This is a genomic window from Streptomyces sp. NPDC006385, from assembly GCF_040612485.1.
Classification (GTDB): Bacteria; Actinomycetota; Actinomycetes; order Streptomycetales; family Streptomycetaceae; genus Streptomyces.
Map to the genome: position 1 here is coordinate 31,616 of NZ_JBEXQG010000015.1, position 24,022 is coordinate 55,637.

22 protein-coding genes and 3 pseudogenes are annotated in these 24,022 nt (G+C 69.0%); 12 read left to right on the plus strand and 13 right to left on the minus strand.

The window, feature by feature from the left end; translation table 11 throughout:
- Nucleotide 1: 1 nt before the first annotated feature.
- Nucleotides 2-232, plus strand: a complete 231-nt coding sequence (locus ABZ078_RS14445; RefSeq protein ID WP_356575072.1) for a hypothetical protein — start codon at nucleotides 2-4, stop codon at nucleotides 230-232.
- 19 nt (nucleotides 233-251) lie between these two features.
- On the opposite strand, the gene ABZ078_RS14450 is transcribed toward ABZ078_RS14445, so the two are convergent.
- A complete protein-coding gene (locus tag ABZ078_RS14450) occupies nucleotides 252-1,709 on the minus strand; it encodes a glycosyltransferase family 39 protein (protein ID WP_356575074.1) in 1,458 nt (485 codons plus the stop codon).
- Nucleotides 1,710-2,078: 369 nt separating this feature from the next.
- Nucleotides 2,079-2,474, minus strand: coding sequence for a superoxide dismutase, Ni (gene sodN / locus ABZ078_RS14455; protein ID WP_031140564.1), 396 nt, complete (start codon nucleotides 2,472-2,474; stop codon nucleotides 2,079-2,081).
- Nucleotides 2,475-2,619: 145 nt separating this feature from the next.
- On the opposite strand from sodN, the gene sodX reads away from it, so the two are divergent.
- The gene (gene sodX, locus ABZ078_RS14460) at nucleotides 2,620-3,054 is read left to right on the plus strand and encodes a nickel-type superoxide dismutase maturation protease (RefSeq protein ID WP_356575240.1); all 435 of its coding nucleotides are present in this window, start codon (nucleotides 2,620-2,622) and stop codon (nucleotides 3,052-3,054) included.
- On the opposite strand, the gene ABZ078_RS14465 is transcribed toward sodX, so the two are convergent.
- On the minus strand, nucleotides 2,958-3,587 hold the full coding sequence (locus tag ABZ078_RS14465) for a CGNR zinc finger domain-containing protein (RefSeq protein WP_356575076.1): 630 nt from the start codon (nucleotides 3,585-3,587) through the stop codon (nucleotides 2,958-2,960). The two genes, sodX and ABZ078_RS14465, sit on opposite strands and share 97 nt — an antisense overlap.
- Nucleotides 3,588-3,686: 99 nt before the next feature.
- Here ABZ078_RS14465 and ABZ078_RS14470 point away from each other — a divergent pair, with 99 nt between their 5' ends.
- The 3 genes and pseudogenes from ABZ078_RS14470 (at nucleotide 3,687) to ABZ078_RS14480 (ending at nucleotide 6,425) form a co-directional block, all read left to right on the plus strand.
- Complete coding sequence (locus ABZ078_RS14470; RefSeq protein ID WP_356575078.1) at nucleotides 3,687-4,460, plus strand: class I SAM-dependent methyltransferase; 774 nt, start codon at nucleotides 3,687-3,689, stop codon at nucleotides 4,458-4,460.
- A gap of 319 nt (nucleotides 4,461-4,779) precedes the next feature.
- The gene (gene tnpA, locus ABZ078_RS14475; protein WP_356575242.1) at nucleotides 4,780-5,208 is read left to right on the plus strand and encodes an IS200/IS605 family transposase; all 429 of its coding nucleotides are present in this window, start codon (nucleotides 4,780-4,782) and stop codon (nucleotides 5,206-5,208) included.
- Nucleotides 5,205-6,425: pseudogene (locus ABZ078_RS14480) on the plus strand (transposase). The gene tnpA and the pseudogene ABZ078_RS14480 overlap by 4 nt, the downstream one beginning before the upstream one ends.
- 71 nt (nucleotides 6,426-6,496) lie before the next feature.
- Here ABZ078_RS14480 and ABZ078_RS14485 read toward each other — a convergent pair.
- Nucleotides 6,497-6,765: pseudogene (locus ABZ078_RS14485) on the minus strand (ATP-binding cassette domain-containing protein); the annotation flags it as partial.
- Between ABZ078_RS14485 and ABZ078_RS14490 the strand changes: the two are divergent.
- Nucleotides 6,766-6,927, plus strand: a pseudogene (locus ABZ078_RS14490) (SAM-dependent methyltransferase); the annotation flags it as partial. It lies immediately after the preceding pseudogene.
- Nucleotides 6,928-7,067: 140 nt separating this feature from the next.
- Nucleotides 7,068-7,547, plus strand: coding sequence for a hypothetical protein (locus ABZ078_RS14495; RefSeq protein WP_356575080.1), 480 nt, complete (start codon nucleotides 7,068-7,070; stop codon nucleotides 7,545-7,547).
- A 125-nt stretch (nucleotides 7,548-7,672) separates the two neighbouring features.
- Here the strand turns inward: ABZ078_RS14495 and ABZ078_RS14500 are convergent, their stop codons facing one another.
- Genes ABZ078_RS14500 through ABZ078_RS14510 form a run of 3 tightly spaced genes read right to left on the minus strand, consistent with a single transcriptional unit; the run spans nucleotide 7,673 to nucleotide 10,398 of the window.
- Nucleotides 7,673-8,473: an amino acid ABC transporter ATP-binding protein gene (locus tag ABZ078_RS14500; protein WP_356575082.1), complete on the minus strand. Its 801-nt coding sequence runs from the start codon at nucleotides 8,471-8,473 to the stop codon at nucleotides 7,673-7,675.
- On the minus strand, nucleotides 8,470-9,399 hold the full coding sequence (locus ABZ078_RS14505; protein WP_356575084.1) for an amino acid ABC transporter permease: 930 nt from the start codon (nucleotides 9,397-9,399) through the stop codon (nucleotides 8,470-8,472). The genes ABZ078_RS14500 and ABZ078_RS14505 overlap by 4 nt, the downstream gene beginning before the upstream one ends.
- Before the next feature lie 33 nt (nucleotides 9,400-9,432).
- Entirely contained in the window at nucleotides 9,433-10,398 is a 966-nt protein-coding gene (locus tag ABZ078_RS14510; RefSeq protein ID WP_356575086.1) for an ABC transporter substrate-binding protein, read from the minus strand.
- 664 nt (nucleotides 10,399-11,062) lie between these two features.
- Between ABZ078_RS14510 and ABZ078_RS14515 the strand changes: the two genes are divergently transcribed.
- From ABZ078_RS14515 to ABZ078_RS14530, 4 genes are all read left to right on the plus strand, one after another.
- Nucleotides 11,063-12,286, plus strand: coding sequence for an NADP-dependent malic enzyme (locus tag ABZ078_RS14515; protein WP_356575088.1), 1,224 nt, complete (start codon nucleotides 11,063-11,065; stop codon nucleotides 12,284-12,286).
- Between the two features lie 202 nt (nucleotides 12,287-12,488).
- Entirely contained in the window at nucleotides 12,489-13,451 is a 963-nt protein-coding gene (locus ABZ078_RS14520; RefSeq protein ID WP_356575090.1) for a zinc-binding dehydrogenase, read from the plus strand.
- Nucleotides 13,452-13,614: 163 nt separating this feature from the next.
- Nucleotides 13,615-13,824, plus strand: a complete 210-nt coding sequence (locus tag ABZ078_RS14525; RefSeq protein WP_003997975.1) for an HTH domain-containing protein — start codon at nucleotides 13,615-13,617, stop codon at nucleotides 13,822-13,824.
- Nucleotides 13,824-14,387: a Clp protease N-terminal domain-containing protein gene (locus tag ABZ078_RS14530; protein WP_356575092.1), complete on the plus strand. Its 564-nt coding sequence runs from the start codon at nucleotides 13,824-13,826 to the stop codon at nucleotides 14,385-14,387. The genes ABZ078_RS14525 and ABZ078_RS14530 overlap by 1 nt, the downstream gene beginning before the upstream one ends.
- A 66-nt stretch (nucleotides 14,388-14,453) precedes the next feature.
- On the opposite strand, the gene ABZ078_RS14535 is transcribed toward ABZ078_RS14530, so the two are convergent.
- Nucleotides 14,454-15,503 (minus strand): helix-turn-helix transcriptional regulator, encoded by a 1,050-nt coding sequence (locus ABZ078_RS14535; RefSeq protein ID WP_356575094.1) that lies wholly within the window; start codon nucleotides 15,501-15,503, stop codon nucleotides 14,454-14,456.
- Nucleotide 15,504: 1 nt separating this feature from the next.
- The gene (locus tag ABZ078_RS14540; RefSeq protein ID WP_356575095.1) at nucleotides 15,505-16,533 is read right to left on the minus strand and encodes a DUF4097 family beta strand repeat-containing protein; all 1,029 of its coding nucleotides are present in this window, start codon (nucleotides 16,531-16,533) and stop codon (nucleotides 15,505-15,507) included.
- A gap of 170 nt (nucleotides 16,534-16,703) precedes the next feature.
- Between ABZ078_RS14540 and ABZ078_RS14545 the strand changes: the two genes are divergently transcribed.
- Nucleotides 16,704-17,546, plus strand: coding sequence for a hypothetical protein (locus ABZ078_RS14545; RefSeq protein WP_356575097.1), 843 nt, complete (start codon nucleotides 16,704-16,706; stop codon nucleotides 17,544-17,546).
- Between the two features lie 150 nt (nucleotides 17,547-17,696).
- Here ABZ078_RS14545 and ABZ078_RS14550 read toward each other — a convergent pair whose 3' ends face one another.
- The 4 genes from ABZ078_RS14550 to ABZ078_RS14565 all read right to left on the minus strand — a co-directional run bounded on the left by ABZ078_RS14550 (nucleotide 17,697) and on the right by ABZ078_RS14565 (nucleotide 23,905).
- On the minus strand, nucleotides 17,697-17,879 hold the full coding sequence (locus ABZ078_RS14550) for a DUF6104 family protein (protein ID WP_356575099.1): 183 nt from the start codon (nucleotides 17,877-17,879) through the stop codon (nucleotides 17,697-17,699).
- 124 nt (nucleotides 17,880-18,003) lie between these two features.
- Complete coding sequence (locus ABZ078_RS14555; RefSeq protein ID WP_356575101.1) at nucleotides 18,004-21,783, minus strand: multifunctional oxoglutarate decarboxylase/oxoglutarate dehydrogenase thiamine pyrophosphate-binding subunit/dihydrolipoyllysine-residue succinyltransferase subunit; 3,780 nt, start codon at nucleotides 21,781-21,783, stop codon at nucleotides 18,004-18,006.
- A gap of 281 nt (nucleotides 21,784-22,064) precedes the next feature.
- Nucleotides 22,065-23,171: an ATP-binding protein gene (locus tag ABZ078_RS14560; protein ID WP_356575103.1), complete on the minus strand. Its 1,107-nt coding sequence runs from the start codon at nucleotides 23,169-23,171 to the stop codon at nucleotides 22,065-22,067.
- Complete coding sequence (locus ABZ078_RS14565; protein WP_003997964.1) at nucleotides 23,168-23,905, minus strand: response regulator transcription factor; 738 nt, start codon at nucleotides 23,903-23,905, stop codon at nucleotides 23,168-23,170. Before ABZ078_RS14565 ends, ABZ078_RS14560 begins: the two co-directional genes overlap by 4 nt.
- Nucleotides 23,906-24,022 lie beyond the last annotated feature (117 nt).

Consider the following 24,022-nt stretch of genomic DNA (forward strand, 5'->3'; position numbering starts at 1 on the left):
CATGAACCTCGACTGGACCGCACTCGGCCAGGTCACCGCGGTGAGCCTCGCCGTCACGGTGGCCGTGGTCGCCGTCTTCGCCCTCGGCGTGCTGGGACTGGCCCGCTCCGGGGAGGCCCATGAGGAGGGCGGCACCTCCGCCGCGGGCCTCGTCCAGGCCGGGCTGTGCTTCCTGGCGTGCGCGGCGGCGGTGGCGTACGGGATCTGGCTGATCGTTCCGCAGTTCCACTGACGGGGTGCGTACGGGCCCATCAGTCACCCCGGGTGCGCTCGTACACCGTCACCCGCCGCCCGCGGACCTGTTCGTCGGCCTCCACCCTGAAGTGCTCCCTCAGCACGGCGGACTTCACCTTGTCCCGTTCGTTCGACACGGGCCGGGCCACATCGGGTGCGTCGGTGACCAGCAGGATCCGCTGGTGTGCCAGCATCGCGGTCCGTATTCGGGCCGGATCCGCCTCCTGGCCCTTCAACGTCCCGGACGCCACGGGGCTCCGCGCCAGCGCGACGTCCCGCAGGCCGGCGAAGTGCTCGGGGGAGACGAGCGCGGTGTCCCGCCGGGCCGCCGGTATGAAGACCACCGCGTCCCCGCTCTCCTTCAGACGCCGTACGTCCGCCGCCACGGCCAGGACGTCGTCCACCCGGCTTGCCGGCGACCGCTTGGCGAGCGACTGCGGCAACAGCGCCGCCACCGCCACGGCGACCACGACCGGCACGATCCACCGAGACCCGCTCGGGAAGCGCGGCCCGGCCACCCGTACCGCCGTGCCCAGCGCCGCACCGATCAGCAGTGCGAGACCGAGCATGCTGAACAGGACGTAGCGGTCCAGGAACAGCGGCCGGACCAGGGACAGGCCGAGGAGGCAGAGCTGCGGCACCGCCAGCAGCGGAAGCCCGACGGCCGCCACCGACAGCCGCCCGGCTCGGGGCCGGTCCAGCAGGGCGCCGAGGCCGCCGATCGCCAGCAGGATCGCCGGGCCGATCAGCATGTGCCAGGTCAGCGGCGGTATCCAGGAGACCTGGGCCGCCTGGCGCCGACTGAACAGGACCAACGGCAGCACGGCCGCCACGGCACCGGTCGAGGCCACCGCCCAGCGCGTCCACGTCCGGCGCCGGGCCCGCGTCCACAGCAGGGTCGCCAGATGCGCGGGCAGGATCAGCAGGGACAGCCAGTTCAGCAGGCCGCACACCGCGACCGTGCCGCCGTACGCGGCCCAGTGCACCGCTCGGCCACGCCCCTGAAGGGCGCTCACCAGCAGCAGGGTGGACATCCCGGCTCCGGCCGTGACCAGGGCGTAGGGGCGGCCCTCCTGGAGATGGAACTGCACGGCCGGCAGCAGCCCGAACGCCAGCCCTCCCGCCAGCCCCGCCCCGTACCCGGCCAGGCGTCGGCCGATGACCGCCACGCAGACCGCCGCCACCGCCATGGCCAGGACCGAGGGCAGGCGCAGGGTCGTGGTACCGGGACCGAAGCAGGCGAACAGCGCGCGCATCAGCAGGTAGTAGAGCCCGTGCACGGCATCGACCTGCCCCAGCATGTGCCAGATGTCGGCGACGGGCCGCCGGGCCACTTGCCAGGTCGCGGCCTCGTCCCGCCACACGCTGTGCTGCCGGGACAGCCCCCACAGCCCTAGGGCGAGGGTCCACAGCAGCGGGATCGGCCACAGGGGCAGGCGGCGGCGCAGGGGATTCTCCAGGGATCGACATTCCAACCGGCGGGGGCCAGGTCGCCGGTCGATGTGGTCCCCACTCGCCCGCTGTCGCCGAACACGCCGCAGAACGCCTCGGCCGCACAGGCCGAGACGAGATCGGAGAGTCGCTCACCTTCCCCCGTACACCACTCGCGTCGCAGGTCAGCGCGACGGAGTGGACATGCCAGAACCTACGGCACCGGACAGACCCCAGCCAGTGCCGACGGCGTGAACACAATCACCCGCAGGTCAGGGAACCTTGAGTCCCCCGATCCGTCGGATTCACGGCATTCGTCGGTGATTGACGGTTCGTCGCCTCCGAGAACGTCGAAGGGCCCAGCCGGTTGTTCCGGCTGGGCCCTTCGGGAGTGCGACGAAGAAACGCCTGGGTCAGGCCTTCTTGGTCTCCCAGAAGATCTTGTCGATCTGGGCGATGTAGTCCAGCGCCTTCTGGCCGGTCGCCGGGTCGGTCGAGCCCTTGGCGGCCGACAGGGCCTTCAGGGTGTCGTTGACCAGCTGGTGCAGCTCCGGGTACTTCTCGAAGTGCGGGGGCTTGAAGTAGTCGCTCCAGAGGACCGAGACGTGATGCTTGGCCAGTTCGGCGCGCTGTTCCTTGATGACCGTGGCACGCGCCTGGAAGTGCGGGTCGTCGTTGGCGGCCATCTTCTCCTGGACGGCCTTCACCGACTCCGCCTCGATGCGGGCCTGGGCCGGGTCGTACACGCCGCAGGGCAGGTCGCAGTGCGCGCTGACCTTGACCTTGGGGGCAAACAGGCGGGAAAGCATGGAGCATTCCTTCCTCGTGATCGTCTTCTCAGGTGGGACATTACTCCCTGCAAGACGGGTTTTCGCGAGTGCCCCCATGGGCTTAGGACAAAAGTCCAGGGTGAGACTGAGACTGGTGGAGGACCGTACCGGGGAGGTGCCGGGGATGCCGGAGCTGTCGCAGGAGACCGAGTGTGGGCGGGCCGGCCGGCCCTTCGGGTGGGCCGAGGTGACCGGGCCGTCGATGGTGCCCACGCTGTACCACGGCGATCTGCTCGTCGTGCTGCACCGGGGCCGGATCAGGGCCGGTGACGTCATCATCCTGCGGCATCCGTTCCAGCAGGACCTGCTCGTCGTCAAGCGCGCCGCGGAGCGCCGCGAGGGCGGTTGGTGGGTGCTCGGGGACAACGCGTACGCCGGTGGCGACAGCACCGACTACGGCGTCGTGCCCGACGAGCTGATTCTGGGCAAGGTGCGCCTGCGCTACCGGCCGCGCAAGCCGGATCAGCGCTCGCCCTTCGCGCTGGCGCGCTGGGCGCTGTCGGCCGTGCGGCCCGTGTTCGCCGACCGGTCGGCCTCCAGGCGCTTGCGGGCGCGGTAGGCGGCCACGTTGGCGCGGGTCGCGCAGCGGTCCGAGCAGTAGCGCCGGGAGCGGTTGGTGGACGTGTCCAGGTAGGCGTTGCGGCAGGGGGCCGCCTCGCACAGGCCCAGGCGGTCGACGCCGTACTCCGTCAGGTGGAACGCCAGGCCCATCGCCGCGATGGCCGCGTAGCCGGAGGTCGCGTTCGACGGGTGGTCCGCGAGGTGCATGTGCCACAGGGGGCGGCCGTCGTCGTCCCGGAAGTCGTGGCCGGAGATCTGCGGGCTCACCGGGAACTCCAGCAGCAGTGCGTTCAGCAGGTCCACGGCCAGGGTCTCGTCGCCCTGGTCCGCCGCTTCGAAGACCGAGCGCAGCCTCGCCCGGACCGAGCGGAACCGCGTGACGTCCGCGTCGGTGGCGCGGCGGGCCGCCGACTGGTTGACGCCGAACAGGTCGCGGATGGCCTCCACCGAGGTCAGCGAGTCCTTGCCCCGGGCCGGGTCCTCGCTGTTGACGAGGCGCACGGCGTAATCCGAGTAATAGGCCAGTTCCACTTGTAGTCCTTACGGAGGCGTTCTATCGTCGTGGTGCGGTCGGGTAACAGCCGGTCGTGCTTCCAGGGTATTACGTGACGTGCGCGATGGAGGGGCTCGATGACGAACACGGACATCACCACCACGGCCGGAGCCGACTGGGCCGCCTGGCAGGAGAGCTGGGACCGGCAGCAGGAGTGGTACATGCCCGACCGCGAGGAACGGTTCCGGATCATGCTCGACATGGTCGAGGCCCTCGTCGGCCCCGCCCCGCGCGTGCTCGACCTCGCGTGCGGTACGGGAAGCATCACGGCCCGGCTGCTCGCGCGGTTCCCGGACGCCGTCAGCACTGGCGTCGACCTCGACCCGGCACTCCTCGCCATCGCCGAGGGCTCCTTCGCGGGCGACGGGCGGGTCTCGTTCGTGACGGCCGACCTGAAGACGCCCGACTGGCCGGCGAAGCTGCCGTACGACTCGTACGACGCCGTCCTGACCGCCACGGCCCTGCACTGGCTGCACCGTGAACCCCTCGCCGCCCTCTACGGTCAGGTCGCGGAACTCGTCCGCGACGGCGGTGTCTTCCTCAACGCGGACCACATGATCGACGAGTCCACGCCCCGGATCAACGCCGCCGAGCGCGCCCAGCGTCACGCCCGCATGGATCAGGCCAAAGCGGACGGTGCCCTCGACTGGTCCGAGTGGTGGCAGCTCGCTGCCAAGGACCCGGTCCTCGCCGAGCCGACGGCCCGCCGCTTCGAGATCTACGGTGAGCACGCCGACGGTGACATGCCGCCCGTCGAGTGGCACGCGCGCGTACTGCGCGAGAAGGGCTTCGGGGAGGCGCGGCCGGTGTGGTGCTCGCCTTCGGACACGCTGCTGCTGGCGCTCAAGTAGCGCCGGGGCGAGATGTGCGGAAGGGGCGGTACAGGAATCCCGTACCGCCCCTTCTCGCGGGACCGTCAGAGCACCTTGGACAGGAACACCTGCGTCCGCTCGTGCTGCGGGTTCGTCATGACCTCGCGCGGGTCGCCGGACTCGACGACCACGCGCCGTCCATCAGGGATCTAGCGAGGGGGTGCCCCACTTTAGCGGGGTGGGGAATCGCTTCTCTGGACTGCTCTGACATCAACTCGGTGCACGGATCTGCACTGTTCGCCTTTACCACATCTCTGCCGCACTAGACCTGTCGCGTGTGTATAGTGATCGCGTGACTGTGACCAGGAAGGTTCGCCGGTTCTCTGGCGGTGTGTGCGACCTCGGGCTCCACGTGGTGTGGTGCCCGAAGTACCGCCGTCCGGTCCTCGGCGGCCGGGTCGCGGAACGCCTGGACGAGCTGATCCGGCAGAAGGCGGACGAGCGCGGCTGGCAGATCATCGCCCTTGAGGTGATGCCCGACCACGTGCACCTGTTCGTCAAGCACGATGCGAAATCGTCTGCCTCGTATGTGGCAAACCAGTTCAAGGGCTTCACTTCCCGCGTGCTGCGGGAGGAGTTCCCGCACCTGAAGTCACGGATGCCCACCTTGTGGTCATCGTCGTACTTCGCGGCATCGGTCGGCGCCGTGTCGGCGGCGACGGTGGAGAAGTACATCAACACCCAGTGGGAACGTCCCTGGAAGAAGGACGAGGAGGCGCGCTCGTGATACGGGCGTACAAGTTCCTCCTGCGCCCCACCGCCGGTCAAGAAGCCGCGCTGCGGGCGATGATGGCTGATCACTGCTCGCTCTACAACGGCGCGTTGCAGGAACGCCGGGACGCCTATCGGCACAGCTCGAAGACCAGCATCAAGTACGGGGACCAGTCGGCGCAGCTCAAGGAAATCCGCGCCTTCGATCCGGAGCGTCAGGAGCGCTGGTCGTTCAGCTCGCAGCAGACGACCTTGCGGCGCCTGGACAAGGCATTCCAGGCGTTCTTCCGGCGCGTCAAGGCAGGTCAGAAGCCGGGATATCCGCGTTTCAAGGGCGTCGGACACTTCGACACCGTGGTTTTCCCGAAGGACGGGGACGGCTGCCGCTGGGACTCCACCCCCCACGGCACCCAGACCCGCGTACGCCTGCAAGGCCTCGGACACATCCGCGTGCACCAGCACCGCCCAGTACGCGGCAGGGTCAAGACGATCAGTATCAAGCGGGAAGGCCGCCGCTGGTACGTCATTCTTGCCTGCGACGAGGTCCCCGCCGAACCGCTCCCAGCGACGGGCAGCATCGTGGGCATAGACATGGGCACGGTGCACTTCTTCACCGACTCAGGCGGGGGGCATGAGCCGAACCCGCGCTTCCTCGCCACGAAGGCGGACGAGCTGGCCGCAGCCCAGCAGTACCTTGCCACCTTCCCCAAGCGCACCAAGCGCCGCACGAAGAAGCACCGGGCTGCGGCCCGGAAGGTCGCCAAGCTGCACGCGAAGATCCGGCGCCAGCGCCTGGACCACCACCACAAGACGGCCCTGAAGCTCGTGCGTGAGCACGACGTGATCGGGCACGAGAGGCTGAACACAGCCGGGATGACCAAGGCCCCGGCCCCCAAGCCCGACCCCGAGTAGCCTGGCGCCTTCCTGCCGAACGGCGCCGCCGCGAAGACCGGGCTGAACAAAAGCATTCTCGACGCGGGTTGGGGACAGTTCCTTGCGGTCCTGGCGCAGAAGGCTGAGAGTGCCGCTCGCCGCGTGATCGAAGTGGACGCCCGCAACACCTCCCGCACGTGCCCGCCTGCGATAGGCGGATGCGGGCATATCGCGAAGGAGAACCGAATCACCCAAGCGAAGTTCGAGTGCGTCAAGTGTGGGTTCGTTGAGAACGCCGACACGGTGGGCGCGTTGAACGTCCTACACAGGGCCGGGCTGGTCCTCTGCGCGGGGGCTTAGCCACCGACGCAGGAAGCCCGCGCGTTTACGCGTGGGTGGAGTCACGAAGACCAGGCTGTCGACCCGACCTAGCGGGCGAAGCCCATCTTGTGGGCGACGACGGCCATCGTCATGCCGAACTCGGCGAGGTCACGCATGACGTCGAGGACGTCACCGACCAGCTCCGGGTCGAAGGCCGAGATCGGCTCGTCGAAGAGCATCAGCTTCGGGTCCATCGCCAGCGCCCAGGTAATGTCACGCGCTGCTGGTGGCCGTCGGCGAGCTGGGAGGGGTAGATCCCGGCCGTGTCGGCGAGGCCGACACGGCCGAGGAACTCCCTCGCGCGCTCCCTGGCCTGGGCCTCGCCGAACCCACGGCCCGGCGCTTCGCGATCTACGGCGAGCACGCCGACGGCGACATGCCGTGGGTCGAGTGGCACATGCGCGTGCTGCGTGAGAAGGGCTTCGGGGAGGCATGGCCGGTGTGGTGCTCGCCTTCGGACACGCTGTTGCTGGCGCTGAGAGTAGGCGCAGCGGTATGTCATTTTCAGCGGGGCGGGGACACTCGGGCAGGGGAAGGGGGCGCCGGGATGTTGCCGTATTGCCCCGTCTCGTCGTCCGACCTGGGCCCTTCCGACTGAAAATGGTCGATAGATAAAGGCTCTTGATCGATCTGTGGTCGAAGTGTACGTTCCCCAAGGCGGATTTGGTGATCCGCCGGACAACATGCGCCCATGCGTCCGGTTCTGACCAGCCGGGCGGCGCAAAAAAGAAAGAGGGGAAGACCTTGCGTAGCAAGATACTTGGCGCTTTGGCGCCGGCCGTTCTCGCTGCGGCGGCGATGGTTCCGTTGGCTGCCAGCCCGGCTGCCGCTGACCCACCGTGCGCCATGGACGTTTACGGTAAGAAAATCTCATCGGGGGGCCAGGGCGGGTACCAGATCGACATAGCCCTCAACCGCTGCAACCGCCCGGCCCGGGCGATGGCGAAGTGTGCGGCGCTGGGCGGGTCCGCCATGAACTATGGTCCTTCGGTCACGAGAGGGACCAGCCGTACCGAATTCTGCTCCCGTAACTCCGAGATGGTGGACTACGGATGGCAGGTGTACTACGACGGGAAGTGGAACAACCGGTGGATGGGCTGAGTTCCCTAACCGGATCCGCTGCTCCCGCCGCTTGGGGACTTGCAGTGTGAGCCACCGAAGATGTCGGGGTGGTACGGGGTTCATGGCCCGTACCACCCCGACAGTCGTTTGCGTGGGTATGTCGCCTACAGCACCTTGGACAGGAACGACTTGGTCCGCTCGTGCTGAGGGTTCGTCAGGACCTCGCGCGGGTGGCCAGTCTCGACCACCAAGCCGTTGTCCATGAATACCAGCGAATCGCCGACCTCACGGGCGAAACCCATCTCGTGCGTGACGACGATCATCGTCATACCGTCCTCGGCGAGGTCGCGCATGACATCGAGGACCTCGCCGACGAGTTCCGGGTCGAGAGCCGAGGTCGGCTCGTCGAAGAGCATCAGCTTGGGCTCCATCGCCAGCGCGCGGGCGATGGCGACGCGCTGCTGCTGACCGCCGGAGAGCTGGGCAGGGTAGTGACCCTTCCGGTCGCCGAGGCCCACCCGGTCCAGGAGGCGCTCCGCGCGCTCCCGGGCGACCGACCTGGTCTCACGTTTGACCTGGACAGGTGCCTCCATGACGTTCTCCAGCGCCGTCATGTGCGGGAAGAGGTTGAAGCGCTGGAACACCATGCCGATGTCCCGCCGTTGTGCAGCCACTTCCCTCTCCTTCAGCTCGTAGAGCTTGTCGCCCTTCTGCCGGTAGCCAACCAACTCGCCGTCGACGTACAGCCGACCGGCGCTGATCTTCTCCAGATGGTTGATGCACCGCAGGAAGGTGGACTTGCCGGAGCCGGAAGGACCGATCAGACAGAAGACCTCGCGCGGATTCACCTCCAGGTCGATGCCCTTGAGGATGTGCGCGAGCCCGAAAGACTTGTGCACGCCCTCGGCCCTGACCATCGGGTGGCCGCCCGCGCTCTTGCCGATGTCCTTGCTGAGGCTGCTCATCGGGCCACCTCCGGGCGGCGGAACGAACCGAACAGACGGAGGTTCTTCTTGAGACGCTGCAACGGGGTCGGCGGCAGGCTGCGCGACGAGCCGCGAGCATAGCGGCGTTCCAGATAGTACTGACCGATGCTGAAGACGCTGGTCAGGATCAGGTACCAGATCGACGCGACGAAGTACATCTCGACGACCGCCAGTGACGTACTGGAGACGTCCTGGGCCCGTTTGATGAGTTCGTTGAATTGAACCGCATACGCCAGGGACGAGGTCTTGAGCATGTTGATGAACTCATTGCCGGTCGGCGGCACGATCACGCGCATCGCCTGAGGGAGGACCACACGCCGCAGTGTCTTGCCCTGGGTCATGCCCAGCGCGTGCGACGCCTCCGTCTGCCCCTCGTCCACCGACTGGATGCCGGCCCGGACGATCTCCGACATGTACGCGGCCTCGTTCAGGCCGAGCCCCAGCAGCGCCGTCAGCATCGGCGTCATCACCTGGTTCATCTCATCCTTGTAGAACCCCAGGTTGAGGATGGGGAACACAAGCGCGATGTTGTACCAGAGGAGGAGTTGTACCAGCACCGGCGTGCCGCGGAAGAACCAGACGTAGAACCAACCCACGGCGCTGGTGACCGGGTTTGACGACATCCGCATCACCGCGAGGACCACGCCCAGGACGAGTCCGAGCAGCATGGCGAGCACGGAGATGTACAGCGTGTGCCAGACGCCGGACAGGATCGTCCCGTCCGTGACGTAGTCCGGGATGACGCTGTAGTTGATGTCCGCGTTGGAGAACGCGATCCCGATCAGCACCAGGATGGCGATGACAACCGCGCCGGCCACCCAGCGGCCGTAGTGGCGCACTGGGATGGCCTTGATCTGCTCCGGCGGCACGGGGGATGCCGGTGTCTTGTCGACAGTGTCAGTCACAGTGACTGCCCTTCAGTGTTGCGTCAGGCAGGGTCAGGAGCCGCCGTTGATCTTGGCCTCGGTCACTGCGCCGTCCGTGACGTTCCACTTCTCCATGATCTTCTTGTACTCGCCGTTCTCGATGATCGCGTTCATGGCCGCTTGGATTGCGTCGCGCAGCTGGGTGTTCTCCTTGCTGACGCCGATGCCGTACGGGCCGGCCTCGATCTGATCGCCGACGACCTCGAAGTCCTTGCCGCCACCCGAGGTCTTCGCGTTGTATGCGGCGACCGGGAAGTCGTTCAGGTCGGCGACGGACGCACCCTGCTTCAGACGGAGCAGCGCTTCGGGGTCGGTGTCGAAGGTCTGCAGCGTGATGGCCTTCTTGCCGTCCTCGGTGCACTTCTTGCTCTGTGCCTTGGCGACATCTTCGGATGTTGTGGCCTTCTGCAGTGCCACGACCCGGCCGCACAGGTCGTCCAGGGACTTGATGCCCTTGGGGTTGCCCTTCTGGACCAGGATCGATGTACCAGCGGTGAAGTAGTCGACGAAGTCGATGCCGTTGCCGACCTTCTTGCCGGTGTCGGAGTCGATGCCGTTCTGACGGTCCTTGGTGTCGGTCATCGCTGACATGACCACGTCGAATCGCTCGGACTGCAGACCCACGATGAGCTGCGCGAACTTGGCGTTCTGGAACTCGAACTTCACGCCAAGCTGCTTGCCGAGGGCGTCGGCGAGATCCGGGTCGATGCCGACGGCCTTGCCGCCCTCCATGTACTCGACCGGCGGGTAGGCGATGTCGGAGCCCACCTTGATGACGCCCGCCTTGCGGATGTCCTCGGGGAGCTTGTTGGCGAGCGGTGCCGCCGACGCCGTGGTGTCCGAGGTGTCGCTCTCGCTGTTGTTGTCCGTCTGGTCACCGCAGCCGGTGAGAATCAGGGCGCCTGCGACCGCGATCGAGCCGACCGCTGCCAACCGGGAGCGTGCGGCGGTCGTACGACGGGTGGAGCATGCGGTCATGGTGGGTTCCTCCGGCGGATGGGTGGAGTTGCCGATGGGGCGGGCGCCTGTCGATGGGTTCGGCAGTTGCCTTGGGTCTCGGATCGATGAGAGCACACACATCTTCGAGTGTCGCGACCTCGTGTGATTACGGCATCTTGCCATTCGGACTCGGCCGTTCAGGGCGGCCGCCATGTCAAAATCGGGTAACGGGTGACCCCCGAACCGCCTCAGGCCGGTACATCACGGCCGGACCTTCTACGGGAATCTGTGCTTCCAGCCGGAAGATCTTCGGCCCGACCCGCGTTGCGGCACGGTCGCATGACAGGTTTGCGGTGATTGGTGTTTTTTGCGGTCACAGGTGTTGATTGTCCGCTTATCTGGTCACGAATCACAGCCGTGTCGTCGCCCGGTCGTGTCCGATTCGTGTCGTCGCTGCCGTTGTTTCCGTGCCCGTCATGTGATCTTGCACCAATTGGACTCGTCGTCGGTGCGGTCCGTCCGGTAAGAAGGGTCTTTACACCCCTCATCCGGGGCTCAGGGCGCGTGTGCGGCGCGCCCGTCGCGTATGTCCCGTACGTCGTACGTCGTACGTATCAACGAGCAGGGTCATACGCGGTCCCGCCCACTTCTCACCAGGAGTGGTCCCACCCTCAAACCATGAAGACTTAAGGGGTCAGACAAAGTGGCAGCGGAGATTGTCAATCCTCGCAGCGGAAGCAATACCGATCAGGACGGCGGGGTCGAGCCCCTCGATTCCTTCGATCCGGCGTTCGCGCTGCACCGCGGCGGCAAGATGGCCGTGCAGGCCACCGTGCCGGTCCGGGACAAGGACGACCTGTCCCTGGCGTACACGCCCGGCGTCGCGAAGGTGTGCAGCGCGATCGCCGAGCAGCCGGAGCTGGTGCACGATTACACGTGGAAGTCGTCCGTCGTCGCCGTCGTGACCGACGGCACGGCCGTGCTGGGGCTCGGCGACATCGGGCCCGAGGCCTCCCTCCCCGTGATGGAGGGGAAGGCGATCCTGTTCAAGCAGTTCGGCGGCGTCGACGCGGTGCCGATCGCGCTGAACTGCACCGGCGTCGACGAGATCGTCGAGACCGTGGTGCGGCTCGCGCCGTCCTTCGGCGGTGTGAACCTCGAGGACATCTCGGCGCCCCGCTGCTTCGAGATCGAGCGCAAGCTCCAGGAGCGGCTGGACATCCCCGTCTTCCACGACGACCAGCACGGCACGGCCGTCGTGACGCTGGCCGCGCTGCGCAACGCCGCGCGGCTGACCGGGAAGGGGCTCGGAGATCTCCGGGCCGTCATCTCGGGCGCCGGGGCCGCCGGTGTCGCCATCGCGAAGATGCTCGTCGAGGCCGGGATCGGGGACGTCGCGGTGGCCGACCGCAAGGGCGTCGTGTCGGCCGACCGGGAGGACCTGACGTCGGTCAAGCGGGAGCTGGCCGGCTTCACGAACAAGGCGGGCATCACCGGGTCGCTGGAGAAGGCGCTGGCGGGTGCCGACGTCTTCATCGGCGTCTCCGGCGGTACGGTCTCGGAGGAGGCGGTCGCCTCCATGGCCGAGGGCGCGTTCGTCTTCGCCATGGCCAACCCGAACCCCGAGGTGCACCCCGACGTCGCGCACAAGTACGCGGCGGTCGTGGCCACCGGGCGGTCGGACTTCCCGAACCAGATCAACAACGTGCTGGCGTTCCCGGGGATCTTCGCGGGCGCGCTTCAGGTGCGGGCGTCCCGGATCACCGAGGGCATGAAGATCGCCGCCGCTGAGGCGCTGGCGGGTGTCGTGGGTGACGATCTCGCCGCCGACTACGTGATCCCGTCGCCGTTCGAGGAGCGGGTCGCCCCGGCCGTCACGGCCGCCGTGGCCGCTGCGGCTCGGGCGGAGGGCGTCGCTCGGCGCTGACGTACCGCTGAGGCTGTGCGGAGTGGCCCCGTCCGGGTCGGGCGGGGCCACTTCTGTGCCTGAGGAGGGGCCGTCCGGGGAATTCTCTGCCTGAGGAGGGGCCGTCCGGGAAACGTCCCCCGGCCGGGCACCTTGACAAGAGGGCATGTCTCACAAGGCGCCGCTGTTCCGTCGGTCGTCGCGGGCCCCTATCGTCAAGGTCATGTTCGCTGTCTACGCCGCCCGAATCGACCGCGACCAGCCGCTGTCCGGACTGGAGTCGGGGGAGCGCCCGGCCCCCGAGGCCCGTCCCGGCTGGAGCACGGTCAACGTCAAGGCCGCCTCCCTCAACCACCACGACCTCTGGTCACTGCGAGGCGTCGGCCTCCCGGAGGACCGGCTGCCGATGATCCTCGGCTGTGACGCCGCCGGTGTCGACGAGGACGGCAACGAGGTCGTCCTGCACTCCGTGATCGGACAGAGCGGCCACGGGGTGGGGCCCAAGGAACCGCGGTCCATCCTCACCGAGCGGTACCAGGGCACGTTCGCCGAGCAGGTCGCCGTGCCGACCTGGAACATCCTGCCCAAGCCCAAGGAGCTCTCCTTCGAGGAGGCCGCCTGTCTGCCGACCGCGTGGCTGACGGCGTACCGGATGCTGTTCACCAACGCCGGGGTACGGCCCGGTGACTCCGTGCTCGTGCAGGGGGCGGGGGGTGGCGTCGCCACCGCCGCCATCGTGCTCGGCAAGGCCGCGGGGCTGCGTGTCTTCGCCACCAGCCGGGACGAGGCCAAGCGCAAGCGCGCCGTCGAGCTGGGCGCCGTCGAGGCCCTGGAGTCGGGCGCCCGCCTGCCGCAGCGGGTCGATGCCGTGATCGAGACCGTCGGCGCCGCCACCTGGTCGCACTCGGTGAAGTCGCTCAAGCCGGGGGGCACGCTGGTCATCTCCGGTGCCACCAGTGGTGACCGGCCCTCGCATGCCGAACTCACCCGGATCTTCTTCCTGGAGCTCAAGGTCGTCGGGTCCACGATGGGGACGAAGGACGAGCTCGAGGATCTGCTCGCCTTCTGCGCCGCCACGGGTGTGCGGCCCGTCATCGACGAGGTGCTTCCCATGGACCGGGCCCGTGAGGGCTTCGAACGGATGGAGTCGGGCGAGCAGTTCGGGAAGATCGTGCTCACCAACTGACGGTTCTGCTACCGGCAGGCAGCTGCGGCGGGTTCGGGCTCTGCCCGGGCCCGCCGTTCGCTTGTCACGCCGTTCGCTTGCCCTTGCCTGCTTGCCCGCGTGCCCACCCGGGCGGCTGTCAACTGGGATTGACGCGCTCTGTGTGTCAATGTAAGTTGACATCATGACCGAAGCAACAGACCTCGCCGAGCGTGCCGGTGACCGCGATCCGCGCGTCGGACTCCGGGCCGTCGCGGCGTTGCGCCGGCTGCTGGAGCAGTTGGAGGCCGTGCAGGTGCGCAGTGCGCGCAATCAGGGGTGGTCGTGGCAGGAGATCGCCGCGGAACTCGGTGTCAGCAGGCAGGCCGTGCACAAGAAGTACGGGAGGCGTTGATGTTCGAACGGTTCACGAAGGATGCCCGGGCCGTGGTGACGGGTGCCGTCGAGCACGCGGAGCGGGGCGGGACCTCGACCGTCGACGCCGAGCACCTGCTGCTCGCCCTGCTCGACCGGGAGGGCGGCCGGGCCTCGCTCGCGCTCACCGCGCTCGGGGGCGGGGAGTGGCTGGAGTCCGTACAGCGGGCGTTGGGGGAGGCCCGGCGGCGGGGCGGGCTGTCGCAGGCCGAGGCCGAGGCGCTGGCCGGGCTCGGGATCGACGTGGCGGAGATCGTCGCCCGGGTGGAGGAGGTCCACGGGGCCGGGGCGATGTCAGGGGACCGGAAGGACAAGGGGTGGTGGTCCGGGCACCGTTCCTTCAGCCGGGGTGCCAAGGACGTGCTGGAGGGCTCCCTGCGCATCGCCGTCGCCCGCCGGGACCGGCGCATCGGGGATGAGCACATCCTGCTGTCCCTGACGGCCCGGCCCGGCGTACCCGCCGAGGTCCTCGCCGACCACGGGGTGACGTACGAGGCGCTGACGCGGGTGCTGTACGGGGAAGGGGAGGCCAAGGCTGGTTGAGGGGGCTGCGTGGTCGGTCCCGGGCGGTGCGGCTGAGTTGCCTGCCGTACCGCCCGGAGTGGTGCCTCAGGGCTTCGGTGTGCGCAGGAGTGCCCCGATGTGCGCCGCCGCTGTGGACAAGTGGCGGCGGGCGTCGTGGAGTTGGTCCGCTGTCACGCCGTGGTCCCTCGCCGCGTCGCGGATGTCGTCGCGGAAGCGGTCCAGCAGGCGGTCCAGGTCGCGGGCCGGGTCTCCGGTGGGGGGCTCATGGGTCCAGGCGGGTTCGTAGTCCGCCGGGAAGTCCTCCGGTGTCTCGGAGTAGTCGGGGTGCTGCTGCGCCGACTTGGGTGCGCCCTGGCGGCCGAAGCCGAAGTCCCTGCCGAACTCCTTCCCCAGGTCCATGCCGAAGTCGCCGAACTCCTTGGCCAGTTCCGTCAGGCCCTCCCTCACGCCCGTCGGCCAGTCGCCGCGCGCGAAGTGGTCCTGTACGTGTTCCTGGACCCGGCGGGCGATGCGCTGGACCTCCTCCTGGGCCTGGGCCCGGGCGCGGTCCTGCGCCTCCTTGGCCTGGCGCCGGGCGCGCTGCGCCTCCTCGCGGGCACGGCGGCTCTCGTCCTTGGCGCGTCGGGCCTGTTCCTTCCACTCCTGCTTGGCACGGCGCATCTCCTCCTTGGCCGCGCGCCACGCCTCCTTGTCGGTGTAGTCCGTGAAGTCACCGAACGGCCGGTCCGCCTTGGCGCCGGTGCCCTGGCGGGCCTCGGACGCCGCCGCCCGCATCTCGCGCCGCAGGTCGCCGGCCGCGCCGCGCACATCGGCCTGGATCTCGGCGGCGAGCTCGGCGACCGACTCCCTGATCTCCAGCTCCAGGTCGGCCAGTTCCCCGCTGCGATCGGCCAGTTCCGCGCGACCGGCGTCCGTGATGGCGTACACCTTGCGGCCGCCTTCGGTGGTGTGGGTGACCAGTCCCTCGGCCTCCAGCTTGGCCAGGCGGGGGTAGACGGTGCCGGCCGACGGTGCGTACAGCCCCTGGAAGCGTTCCTCGAGGAGGCGGATCACCTCGTAGCCGTGGCGCGGGGCCTCGTCCAGCAGCTTCAGCAGGTACAGGCGGAGGCGTCCGTGGGCGAAGACGGGAGGCATGTCAGAGCACCTTCTTGTCGGTCGTGCCGTCGGCCGGGGCGTCGGTGGGGCCCTCGTCCCGGCCGGAGACGGAATTGTCCCCCGAGTCGTCCTGTGCGCTGTTCACCGGGTCGGTGGGATGTGTGGCGTCACTGGGACGCATGGAGTCGGCGGCTTCCGTGACCTCTGGGGTGTGCGGGGTGGGCTCGGGCTCCTCCCACAGCTCCGCCTCCCACGGTTCGTCCTCCTTGGGCGGGCGGCGCAGCAGGGCGATCGAGCCGGAGACCGTCGTCGCCCGGAGCTTTCCCGTGCCGGCGCCCAGGCGGCCGGTGATCTTGTGGGCACCCCACTGGCCGTGGACCCGCAGGCCCTCGAAGGCGTTGGAGATCGTCCCGCTCGCGGTGTTGGCCTCGACGTCGGCGTCCGCCGGGGCGGGCAGGCGGATGGCGATCTCGCCGGAGACGCTGGTCAGCCGGACATCGGTCGGGCCGTCCGGGTCGAGATCGACGATCATGGAGCCGCTCACGGAGTCGGCCTTCACGGCGGAGCCGGAGCCTTCGACGACCGTGAGGTCACCGGAGACCGAATGGAAACGGAGATCGCCGGTGACGGCCTGGGCCTCCACGTTCCCCGACACCGTGTCGGCGCGGACCGGGCCGGACAGGCCGACGAGGGTCGTGTCGCCGGTGACGCCCTTGACGACCGACGGGCCGTGGATCCCGGAGACCACCGCGCCGGCGCCGACCACGCCCACCTCGACACGGGTGCCGGGAGGCACCGCCAGGGAGACCACCGCGCTGCGGCGCCAGCCCTTGCGGTCGAGCCACTGGAGGAAGCCCTTCCAGGGCAGGTCCTCGTACGCCACCGTCAGGGTGCCGCGCTGCTGGGTCACCACCAGCGGCGGGCCCTCGATCTCGGAGACCTCCAGGCGGGCGGAACCTTCGTCCGTCCCCACCACGTTCACCGTTCCGTTGACGATGCGCACCTGGAGCTCGCTCACCGGCTCGTCGAAGGTGAGCTTCCTCGGCTCTGAAACGGACCACTCGGACATGGTGCGGACCTCCTGGGCGACCGGACACGGCCGCATGGGCCGGACCTGAACACGACACGCCATATCGCGTCTTACGAGAAACACGATATATCGCGGACATCGAAAGTCAAGGCACTCGTTCTGGTGATCACAAATCACGCCAGGTGGACAAACCGGCCTAGCGTGTTGCCATGCCGACGGAAGAGTCCAGGACCGCTCGCCAGGCCCGTCCCGCCCCGGGAGCCCTGCTGCTCTGCCGCGCGGAGCCCGAGTCCGTCGCCCACGCCGCCCAGTTGCTGCGCGAGCACATGCTGCTCGTGCCGGCCGGCGGGGAGTGGAGTGTGCTCGTCCCGGAGGGCAGGCCCTGGCTGGCGGGCGACGAACCGGTCGACCGGGTCCTCACCGGCTGGGCCACCGCCCTCGCCGTCGGCGCCTCCTGGCCCGTCCTCGCCCTGTGGTGGGACGCCGACCGTGCCGGATACACCCTTGCCTCCGGCTTCCGGCGCCCCGTCGGCTACGTCTGGCTCGCCAACGGCACGCCGGCCGGCGAGGACGAGGCCATGCGCACCTTCGCCGGCCGGCTGGGCCTGGATCCGGTCCTGGACATGCAGTCCCTCGACGAGCTGACGCGCCCCGACGCCGCGGCCGACGCACGGGCACGCATGCGTGGCCTCATCGCCGTCCTCACGCGCGCGGGCGTGTCCCTGCCCGTCGGCCTCACTCCCGGCGAAAGCGCCGACAGCCTCCACGAGGCCGCTCGCGGCCGGCCGCACATTCGGATCGAGTGGTCGGGCTGGCGCGACGCCCTCCGCGCGGAGCTCGACGCCGTCGAGGGCGGCCGCCTCGGCCCTTGGCTGCCCTGGGCAGGCGGCCCCAGGGCCCATGCCCTCGCCCTGACCCAGGTCGCGGCCGGCCTGCCCCTCGCGGCCTGGGGTCTGCGGCACCGCGACGGCGGCTGGATCGCGGCGGGCGCGGTGCTGCTGGCCCACGGCGCGCTGGGGCTGGCGTATGAGGCGGTGCGGCCGCTGGACTGAGGGGGTGGCGGTGCGGTGTCACCGCGTACGACGCGAAGGCGACCCGCACGGCCGATCGCCTGGGGCCGGTTGCGAAAGTGGCGCCTGCCGCGCGACGCCCGCCGCCGCGCGGCCGCCCTTCGGGCGACGACGCCACATTCGCAACAGGCCCTAGAGGTCGTCGTCCTCGTCGTCCAGCCGGGCCAGCCACGTCGCCAGCCGCTCCACCGGCACCTCGAAGTCCGGGTTCAGATCGACGAACGTACGCAGCTGCTCGGCCAGCCACTCGAAGGTGATCTCCTCCTCACCGCGCCGCTTCTCCAGTTCCTCGATGCCTCGATCGGTGAAGTACATGCAGTGAGGATATGTGCAGCCCCGGCACGTGTGCGTGCAGCCGGTCGACCGTCAACGCCGAAGGCCCGGTTCCGAGTCCACTGGACTTGGAACCGGGCCTTCGGTACGGCCTGGTGTCAGAGGCTCACGCCTCGAACACCTCACGCACCAGCTGCTCCTGCTCGGCCTGGTGCCGCTTGGCGGAGCCGACGGCCGGGGACGAGGAGTGCGGACGCGAGATGCGGCGCAGGCGCTCGCCGTGCGGGACGTCGGCGCCGACCGCCAGGTCCAGGTGGTCGATCAGGTTGAGCGCGATGAACGGCCACGCACCCTGGTTCGCCGGCTCCTCCTGGGCCCACAGGTACTTCTCGGCGTTCGGGTACTTGGCGATCTCGGCCTGGAGCTCGGCACCCGGCAGCGGGTACAGGCGCTCGATGCGGATGATCGCCGTGTCCGTCACGCCGCGCTTCTTCCGCTCGGCGTCGAGGTCGTAGTAGACCTTGCCGGCGCAGAAGACGACCTTCTTGACCGCGGCCGGGTCGACCGAGGAGTCACCGATGACCGGCTGGAACTGCCCGCTCGTGAACTCCTCCGCCTTCGCGGCCGCCGCCTTCAGGCGCAGCATCGACTTCGGCGTGAAGACCACCAGCGGCTTGTGGTGCGGGTTGTGCACCTGCCACCGCAGGAGGTGGAAGTAGTTCGACGGCGACGTCGGCATCGCGACCGTCATGTTGTTCTGCGCGCACAGTTGCAGGAACCGCTCCGGGCGGGCCGAGGAGTGGTCCGGGCCCTGGCCCTCGTAGCCGTGCGGCAGGAGCAGCACGACGCCGGAGGTCTGGGCCCACTTCTGCTCGGCCGACGAGATGAACTCGTCCACGACCGTCTGGGCGCCGTTGACGAAGTCGCCGAACTGCGCCTCCCACATCACGAGCGCGTCGGGACGGGCCAGGGAGTAGCCGTACTCGAAGCCCATCGCCGCGTACTCGGAGAGCAGGGAGTTGTAGACGTTCAGCCGCGCCTGGTCCTCGGAGAGGTACTGCAGCGGCGTGTGCTCGTTGCCCGTGCGGTTGTCGATGATGACCGCGTGGCGCTGGCCGAACGTACCGCGCTGCGAGTCCTGGCCCGCCAGCCGGACCGGGACGCCCTCCAGCAGGAGGGAGCCGATTGCGAGGGTCTCGCCCATGCCCCAGTCGATGGTGCCGTCCTCGACCATCGACGCCCGGCGCTGCAGCTGAGGCAGCAGACGCGGGTGGACGGTGACGTGGTCGGGGATGTTGACCTGGGACTCGGCGATCCGCTTGACGGTCTCCGTGGTGACCGCCGTGCCGACGGCGACCGGGAACTCGGGCTGCGGTTCCGTGGGCTCGGCGGCGGCCGGCTGCGAGGTGGCCTCGCGGACCTCCGTGAAGACCTTCTCCAGCTGGCCCTGGAAGTCCTGAAGCGCCTGCTCGGCCTCTTCCAGGGTGATGTCGCCCCGGCCGATCAGGGACTCGGTGTACAGCTTGCGCACCGAGCGCTTCTTGTCGATCAGGTCGTACATCAGCGGCTGGGTGAAGGCCGGGTTGTCGGTCTCGTTGTGGCCGCGGCGGCGGTAGCAGATGAGGTCGATCACCACGTCCTTGTTGAACGCCTGGCGGAACTCGAAGGCCAGCCGCGCCACGCGGACGCAGGCCTCCGGGTCGTCGCCGTTCACGTGGAAGATCGGGGCCTCGATCATGCGGGCCACGTCCGTCGCGTACATGGAGGAACGCGAGGACTCGGGGGCCGCGGTGAAGCCGACCTGGTTGTTGATGACGATGTGGACCGTGCCGCCGGTGCGGTAGCCGCGCAGCTGCGACATGTTCAGGGTCTCGGCCACCACGCCCTGGCCGGCGAAGGCCGCGTCGCCGTGGATCGCCACCGGCAGGACCGTGAAGTCCGTGCCGCCCTTGCCGATGATGTCCTGCTTGGCGCGTGCGACGCCCTCCAGGACCGGGTCGACCGCCTCCAGGTGGGAGGGGTTCGCGACCAGGGAGACCTTGATCTGCTCGCCGTCGAGGCCGGTGAAGGTGCCCTCGGCGCCCAGGTGGTACTTCACGTCGCCGGAGCCGTGCATCGACTTCGGGTCGAGGTTGCCCTCGAACTCGCGGAAGATCTGCGCGTACGACTTGCCGACGATGTTGGCCAGGACGTTCAGCCGGCCGCGGTGGGCCATGCCGATGACGACCTCGTCCAGGCGCGACTCGGCGGCGGAGTCGAGCACCGCGTCGAGCAGCGGGATGACGGACTCGCCGCCCTCCAGGGAGAAGCGCTTCTGACCGACGTACTTCGTCTGCAGGAAGGTTTCGAAGGCCTCCGCGGCGTTCAGCCGGCGCAGGATGCGCAGCTGCTCCTCGCGCTCCGGCTTGGAGTGCGAGCGCTCGATGCGGTCCTGGATCCACTTGCGCTGCTTCGGGTCCTGGATGTGCATGAACTCGACGCCGGTGGTGCGGCAGTACGAGTCGCGCAGCACACCGAGGATGTCCCGCAGCTTCATCAGGGACTTGCCGGCGAAGCCGCCGACGGCGAACTCGCGCTCCAGGTCCCACAGCGTGAGCCCGTGCTCGGTGATGTCCAGGTCGGGGTGCTTGCGCTGCTGGTACTCCAGCGGGTCGGTGTCGGCCATGACGTGGCCGCGGACCCGGTAGGAGTGGATCAGCTCGAAGACGCGGGCGGCCTTGGTGACGTCGTCGTCGTGGCTGGCGTCGATGTCCTTGAGCCAGCGGACCGGCTCGTAGGGGATGCGCAGCGCCTCGAAGATGTCGTCGTAGAAGCCGTTCTCGCCGAGCAGCAGGTTCGCGACCTGGCGCAGGAACTCGCCGGAGGCGGCGCCCTGGATCACCCGGTGGTCGTAGGTCGACGTGAGCGTCATGACCTTCGAGATGCCGAGCTTGTTCAGGGTGTCCTGGGAGGTGCCCTGGAACTCGGCCGGGTAGTCCATGGAGCCGACGCCCATGATCACCGACTGGCCGGGCATCAGACGCGGGACCGAGTGGACGGTGCCGAGGCCACCGGGGTTGGTCAGGGAGACCGTGACGCCGGTGAAGTCGTCCATCGTCAGCTTGCCGTCGCGGGCGCGGCGGACGATGTCCTCGTAGGCCTGCCAGAACTCGAAGAAGTTCAGCGTCTCGGCCTTCTTGATCGCCGCGACGACGAGCTGGCGGTCGCCGTTCGGCTTGACCAGGTCGATGGCGAGGCCGAGGTTGACGTGCGGCGGCTTGATCAGCGTCGGCTTGCCGTCCTTCTCGCCGAACGCGTAGTTCATCGACGGCATGGCCTTGACGGCCTGCACCATCGCGTAGCCGATCAGGTGCGTGAAGGAGATCTTCCCGCCCCGGGCCCGCTTGAGGTGGTTGTTGATGACGATGCGGTTGTCGAAGAGCAGCTTCACCGGGACCGCGCGCACGGACGTGGCCGTGGGCAGCTCCAGTGAGGCGTTCATGTTCTTCGCGACCGCGGCGGCCGGGCCGCGCAGCGTCACGAACTCGGGACCGTCCGGTGCCTCGGCGGCGGGCTCGGCCTTCTTCGGCTGAGCGGGCTTCGCGGCCGGGGCGGGGGTGGCGGGCTTCGCCGCGGCCGGGGCCGGAGCGGCGGCCGCGGGCTTCGGAGCCGCGGGGGCCGGTGCGGGGACCGACGCGGCGGCCGGAGCGGCCGGAGCCGGGGTGGTGGTCTCTGCGGCCCCCGCGGCCGCAGTACCCGCCGGAGCCGAGGCGGCGGCCGCCCCCGGCTTGTAGTCGGCGAAGAAGTCCCACCAGGCGCGGTCTACCGAATTGGGGTCCTGGAGGTACTGCTGATAGATCTCGTCGACGAGCCACTCGTTCGGACCGAACGCGGCCGCGGGGTTCTTGCCCGCTTGGTCTGCGTCGGTCGAGATGCTCGATGCGTTACTGGGGGACTGTGGCGACACGGCGGCAACCGCCCTCTTCCGCTTCACAAGGTGATGGACAGCGGGAATTAAGGCTACGCCTCCAGGGCCGGGAAGGTCAGGCCGAGCAAGGTCATCGTCGCGTAAGTCACATCTGAAAGCGTGTTTCGGGGCAGGAAATGGCGGGAAACAAGCGTGGTTCCGCTTCATCCGGGAAGGGTCGAGCGGGCCCTGACACAGCGAAGCTGCGGGCCTGCACCTGATCACACGTGCCCGTCGGCCCGGACGCACATGGATCTTGTGGCTCCGCTTCGAACTTTACGTCAACTTGGCAAAGAAGGCTGCCCCGGAAGCGTGACCAGGATCCGGCAACCCCGATCGGATTCGGCCACTCCGATCCGGCCGCCGTGCAGATCGACGGCCCAGCGCGCGATCGCCAGCCCCAGACCTGTACCGCCGTCGCTGCCCGGCCCGTGCGGCCGGCTGACGGCGCCCCGGTTGAACCGCTCGAAGACCCGGTGCCAGTCCGACCTCGGAATGCCCGGACCCTCGTCCAGGACCTCCAGCACCAGCGACTCCGGGTGGGACCCGCGCCGCGCCTTGACCGTCACGCGGCCGTGCGGCGGGCTGTGCTTGATCGCGTTGTCGATGAGGTTGGCGACGACCTGGTGGATGCGCTCGGGGTCGGCGTGCGCGGTCAGCTCCGGCGGGGAGACGTCGAGGTGCAGATGGACGTCGGTGCGGGTGTGGCTGCCGGAGCCCGACGCCATGCCCCCGCGCGCCGAGGCGACCATGTTGGCCTCCTTCAGCACGCCCGACAGGTACGGCCACACCTCGAAGCGCCGCGTGCGCAGCGGTACGACGCCGTTGTCCAGGCGGGACAGGTCCAGGAGCGTCTCCACGAGGCGGCCCAGCCGCTCGGTCTGCTTCAGCGCCGTGCGCATCGTCTCGGGGTCGGCCTCGGCGATGCCGTCGACCACGTTCTCCAGGACGGCACGCAGGCCCGCGATGGGGGTGCGCAGCTCGTGCGAGACGTTCGCCACCAGCTCCTTGCGCTGCTGGTCCTGGGCCTCCAGCTCGTCGGCCATGCGGTTGATCGTCTCGGCCAGGTCGCCCAGCTCGTCGCGGCGGTTCTCACGGACCCGGCGCGTGTAGTCGCCGTGCGAGATGGACCGGGCCACCGCGTTCATCTCGTCCAGCGGGGCGGTGAGCGAGTGCGCCACGAACTGCGTGATGAGCAGGGTGGCGATCATCGAGAAGACCGTGATGAAGCGCAGCTCCGTCTGGGTGCGCACGGCGATCATCGACAGACCTGTCGTGATCAGCACCGCGATGACGACCAGCGCGCCCAGCTTGGTCTTGATCGAGAACGGACTGACGCTGCCCCAGGGTTCCCCGGGGCCTCTCCGCGCGGCCGGCCCGTCGCTCATGGCGTCGGCGTCTCCAGGGCGTAGCCCACGCCGTGCACGGTGCGGATCCGCTCGGCGCCGATCTTCCGGCGCAGCGCCTTGATGTGGCTGTCGACGGTCCGGGTGCCGGAGGCGTCCGCCCAGTCCCAGACCTCGGCGAGCAGCTGCTCGCGCGAGAGCACGGCGCGCGGGGTGTTCGCCAGGCACACCAGGAGGTCGAACTCGGTCGGCGTGAGGTGGACGTCCTCACTGCGCACCCGCACCCGTCGCTGTGCGTGGTCGATCTCCAGCTCGCCGAGCCGCAGGATGCCGGACCGCGGGGTGGTGGCGGCCAGTGCCGCGCGCTCGACGCGGCGCAGCAGCACATGCACGCGTGCCGCCAGCTCCCGCATCGAGAACGGCTTGGTCATGTAGTCGTCCGCGCCGACGCCGAGCCCGACCAGCATGTCGGTCTCGTCGTCGCGCGCGGTCAGCATCAGCACCGGCACCGGCCGCTGGGCCTGGACCCGGCGGCAGACCTCCAGGCCGTCGAAGCCCGGCAGCATGATGTCGAGGATCAGCAGGTCGGGCTGCCAGGCCTCCGCGGTGTCGACGGCAGCCGGCCCGTCACCCGCGGTCTGCACGAGGAATCCCTCGGCGCGCAGGCGGGCCGCGATGGCGTCCACGATGGTCGGATCGTCCTCGACCACGAGGACCCGGCGCTGTGCGCCAGGGGTCGCCGCCGTGCCGTTGTGGGAGGTGTGTGTCTGCTCCATCGCCCGCCCCAAAGTTGCTTTCCGGAATCCGTGGGGTGATTCCTCTGACTGCATATGCCTGCGCATGCTTGCGATTGACGCTTGAATGATCCGCGTCAGAGAAGCAGAGTACGGGGA

Coding starts and splice junctions, on each gene's coding strand:
- ABZ078_RS14445 (WP_356575072.1), top strand. CDS start 2: ATGAACCTCGACTGGACCGCACTCGGCCAGGTCACCGCGGTGAGCCTC.
- sodN (WP_031140564.1), bottom strand. CDS start 2,474: ATGCTTTCCCGCCTGTTTGCCCCCAAGGTCAAGGTCAGCGCGCACTGC.
- sodX (WP_356575240.1), top strand. CDS start 2,620: ATGCCGGAGCTGTCGCAGGAGACCGAGTGTGGGCGGGCCGGCCGGCCC.
- ABZ078_RS14470 (WP_356575078.1), top strand. CDS start 3,687: ATGACGAACACGGACATCACCACCACGGCCGGAGCCGACTGGGCCGCC.
- ABZ078_RS14500 (WP_356575082.1), bottom strand. CDS start 8,473: ATGAGCAGCCTCAGCAAGGACATCGGCAAGAGCGCGGGCGGCCACCCG.
- ABZ078_RS14510 (WP_356575086.1), bottom strand. CDS start 10,398: ATGACCGCATGCTCCACCCGTCGTACGACCGCCGCACGCTCCCGGTTG.
- ABZ078_RS14520 (WP_356575090.1), top strand. CDS start 12,489: ATGTTCGCTGTCTACGCCGCCCGAATCGACCGCGACCAGCCGCTGTCC.
- ABZ078_RS14525 (WP_003997975.1), top strand. CDS start 13,615: ATGACCGAAGCAACAGACCTCGCCGAGCGTGCCGGTGACCGCGATCCG.
- ABZ078_RS14530 (WP_356575092.1), top strand. CDS start 13,824: ATGTTCGAACGGTTCACGAAGGATGCCCGGGCCGTGGTGACGGGTGCC.
- ABZ078_RS14535 (WP_356575094.1), bottom strand. CDS start 15,503: ATGCCTCCCGTCTTCGCCCACGGACGCCTCCGCCTGTACCTGCTGAAG.
- ABZ078_RS14540 (WP_356575095.1), bottom strand. CDS start 16,533: ATGTCCGAGTGGTCCGTTTCAGAGCCGAGGAAGCTCACCTTCGACGAG.
- ABZ078_RS14545 (WP_356575097.1), top strand. CDS start 16,704: ATGCCGACGGAAGAGTCCAGGACCGCTCGCCAGGCCCGTCCCGCCCCG.
- ABZ078_RS14550 (WP_356575099.1), bottom strand. CDS start 17,879: ATGTACTTCACCGATCGAGGCATCGAGGAACTGGAGAAGCGGCGCGGT.
- ABZ078_RS14560 (WP_356575103.1), bottom strand. CDS start 23,171: ATGAGCGACGGGCCGGCCGCGCGGAGAGGCCCCGGGGAACCCTGGGGC.
- ABZ078_RS14565 (WP_003997964.1), bottom strand. CDS start 23,905: ATGGAGCAGACACACACCTCCCACAACGGCACGGCGGCGACCCCTGGC.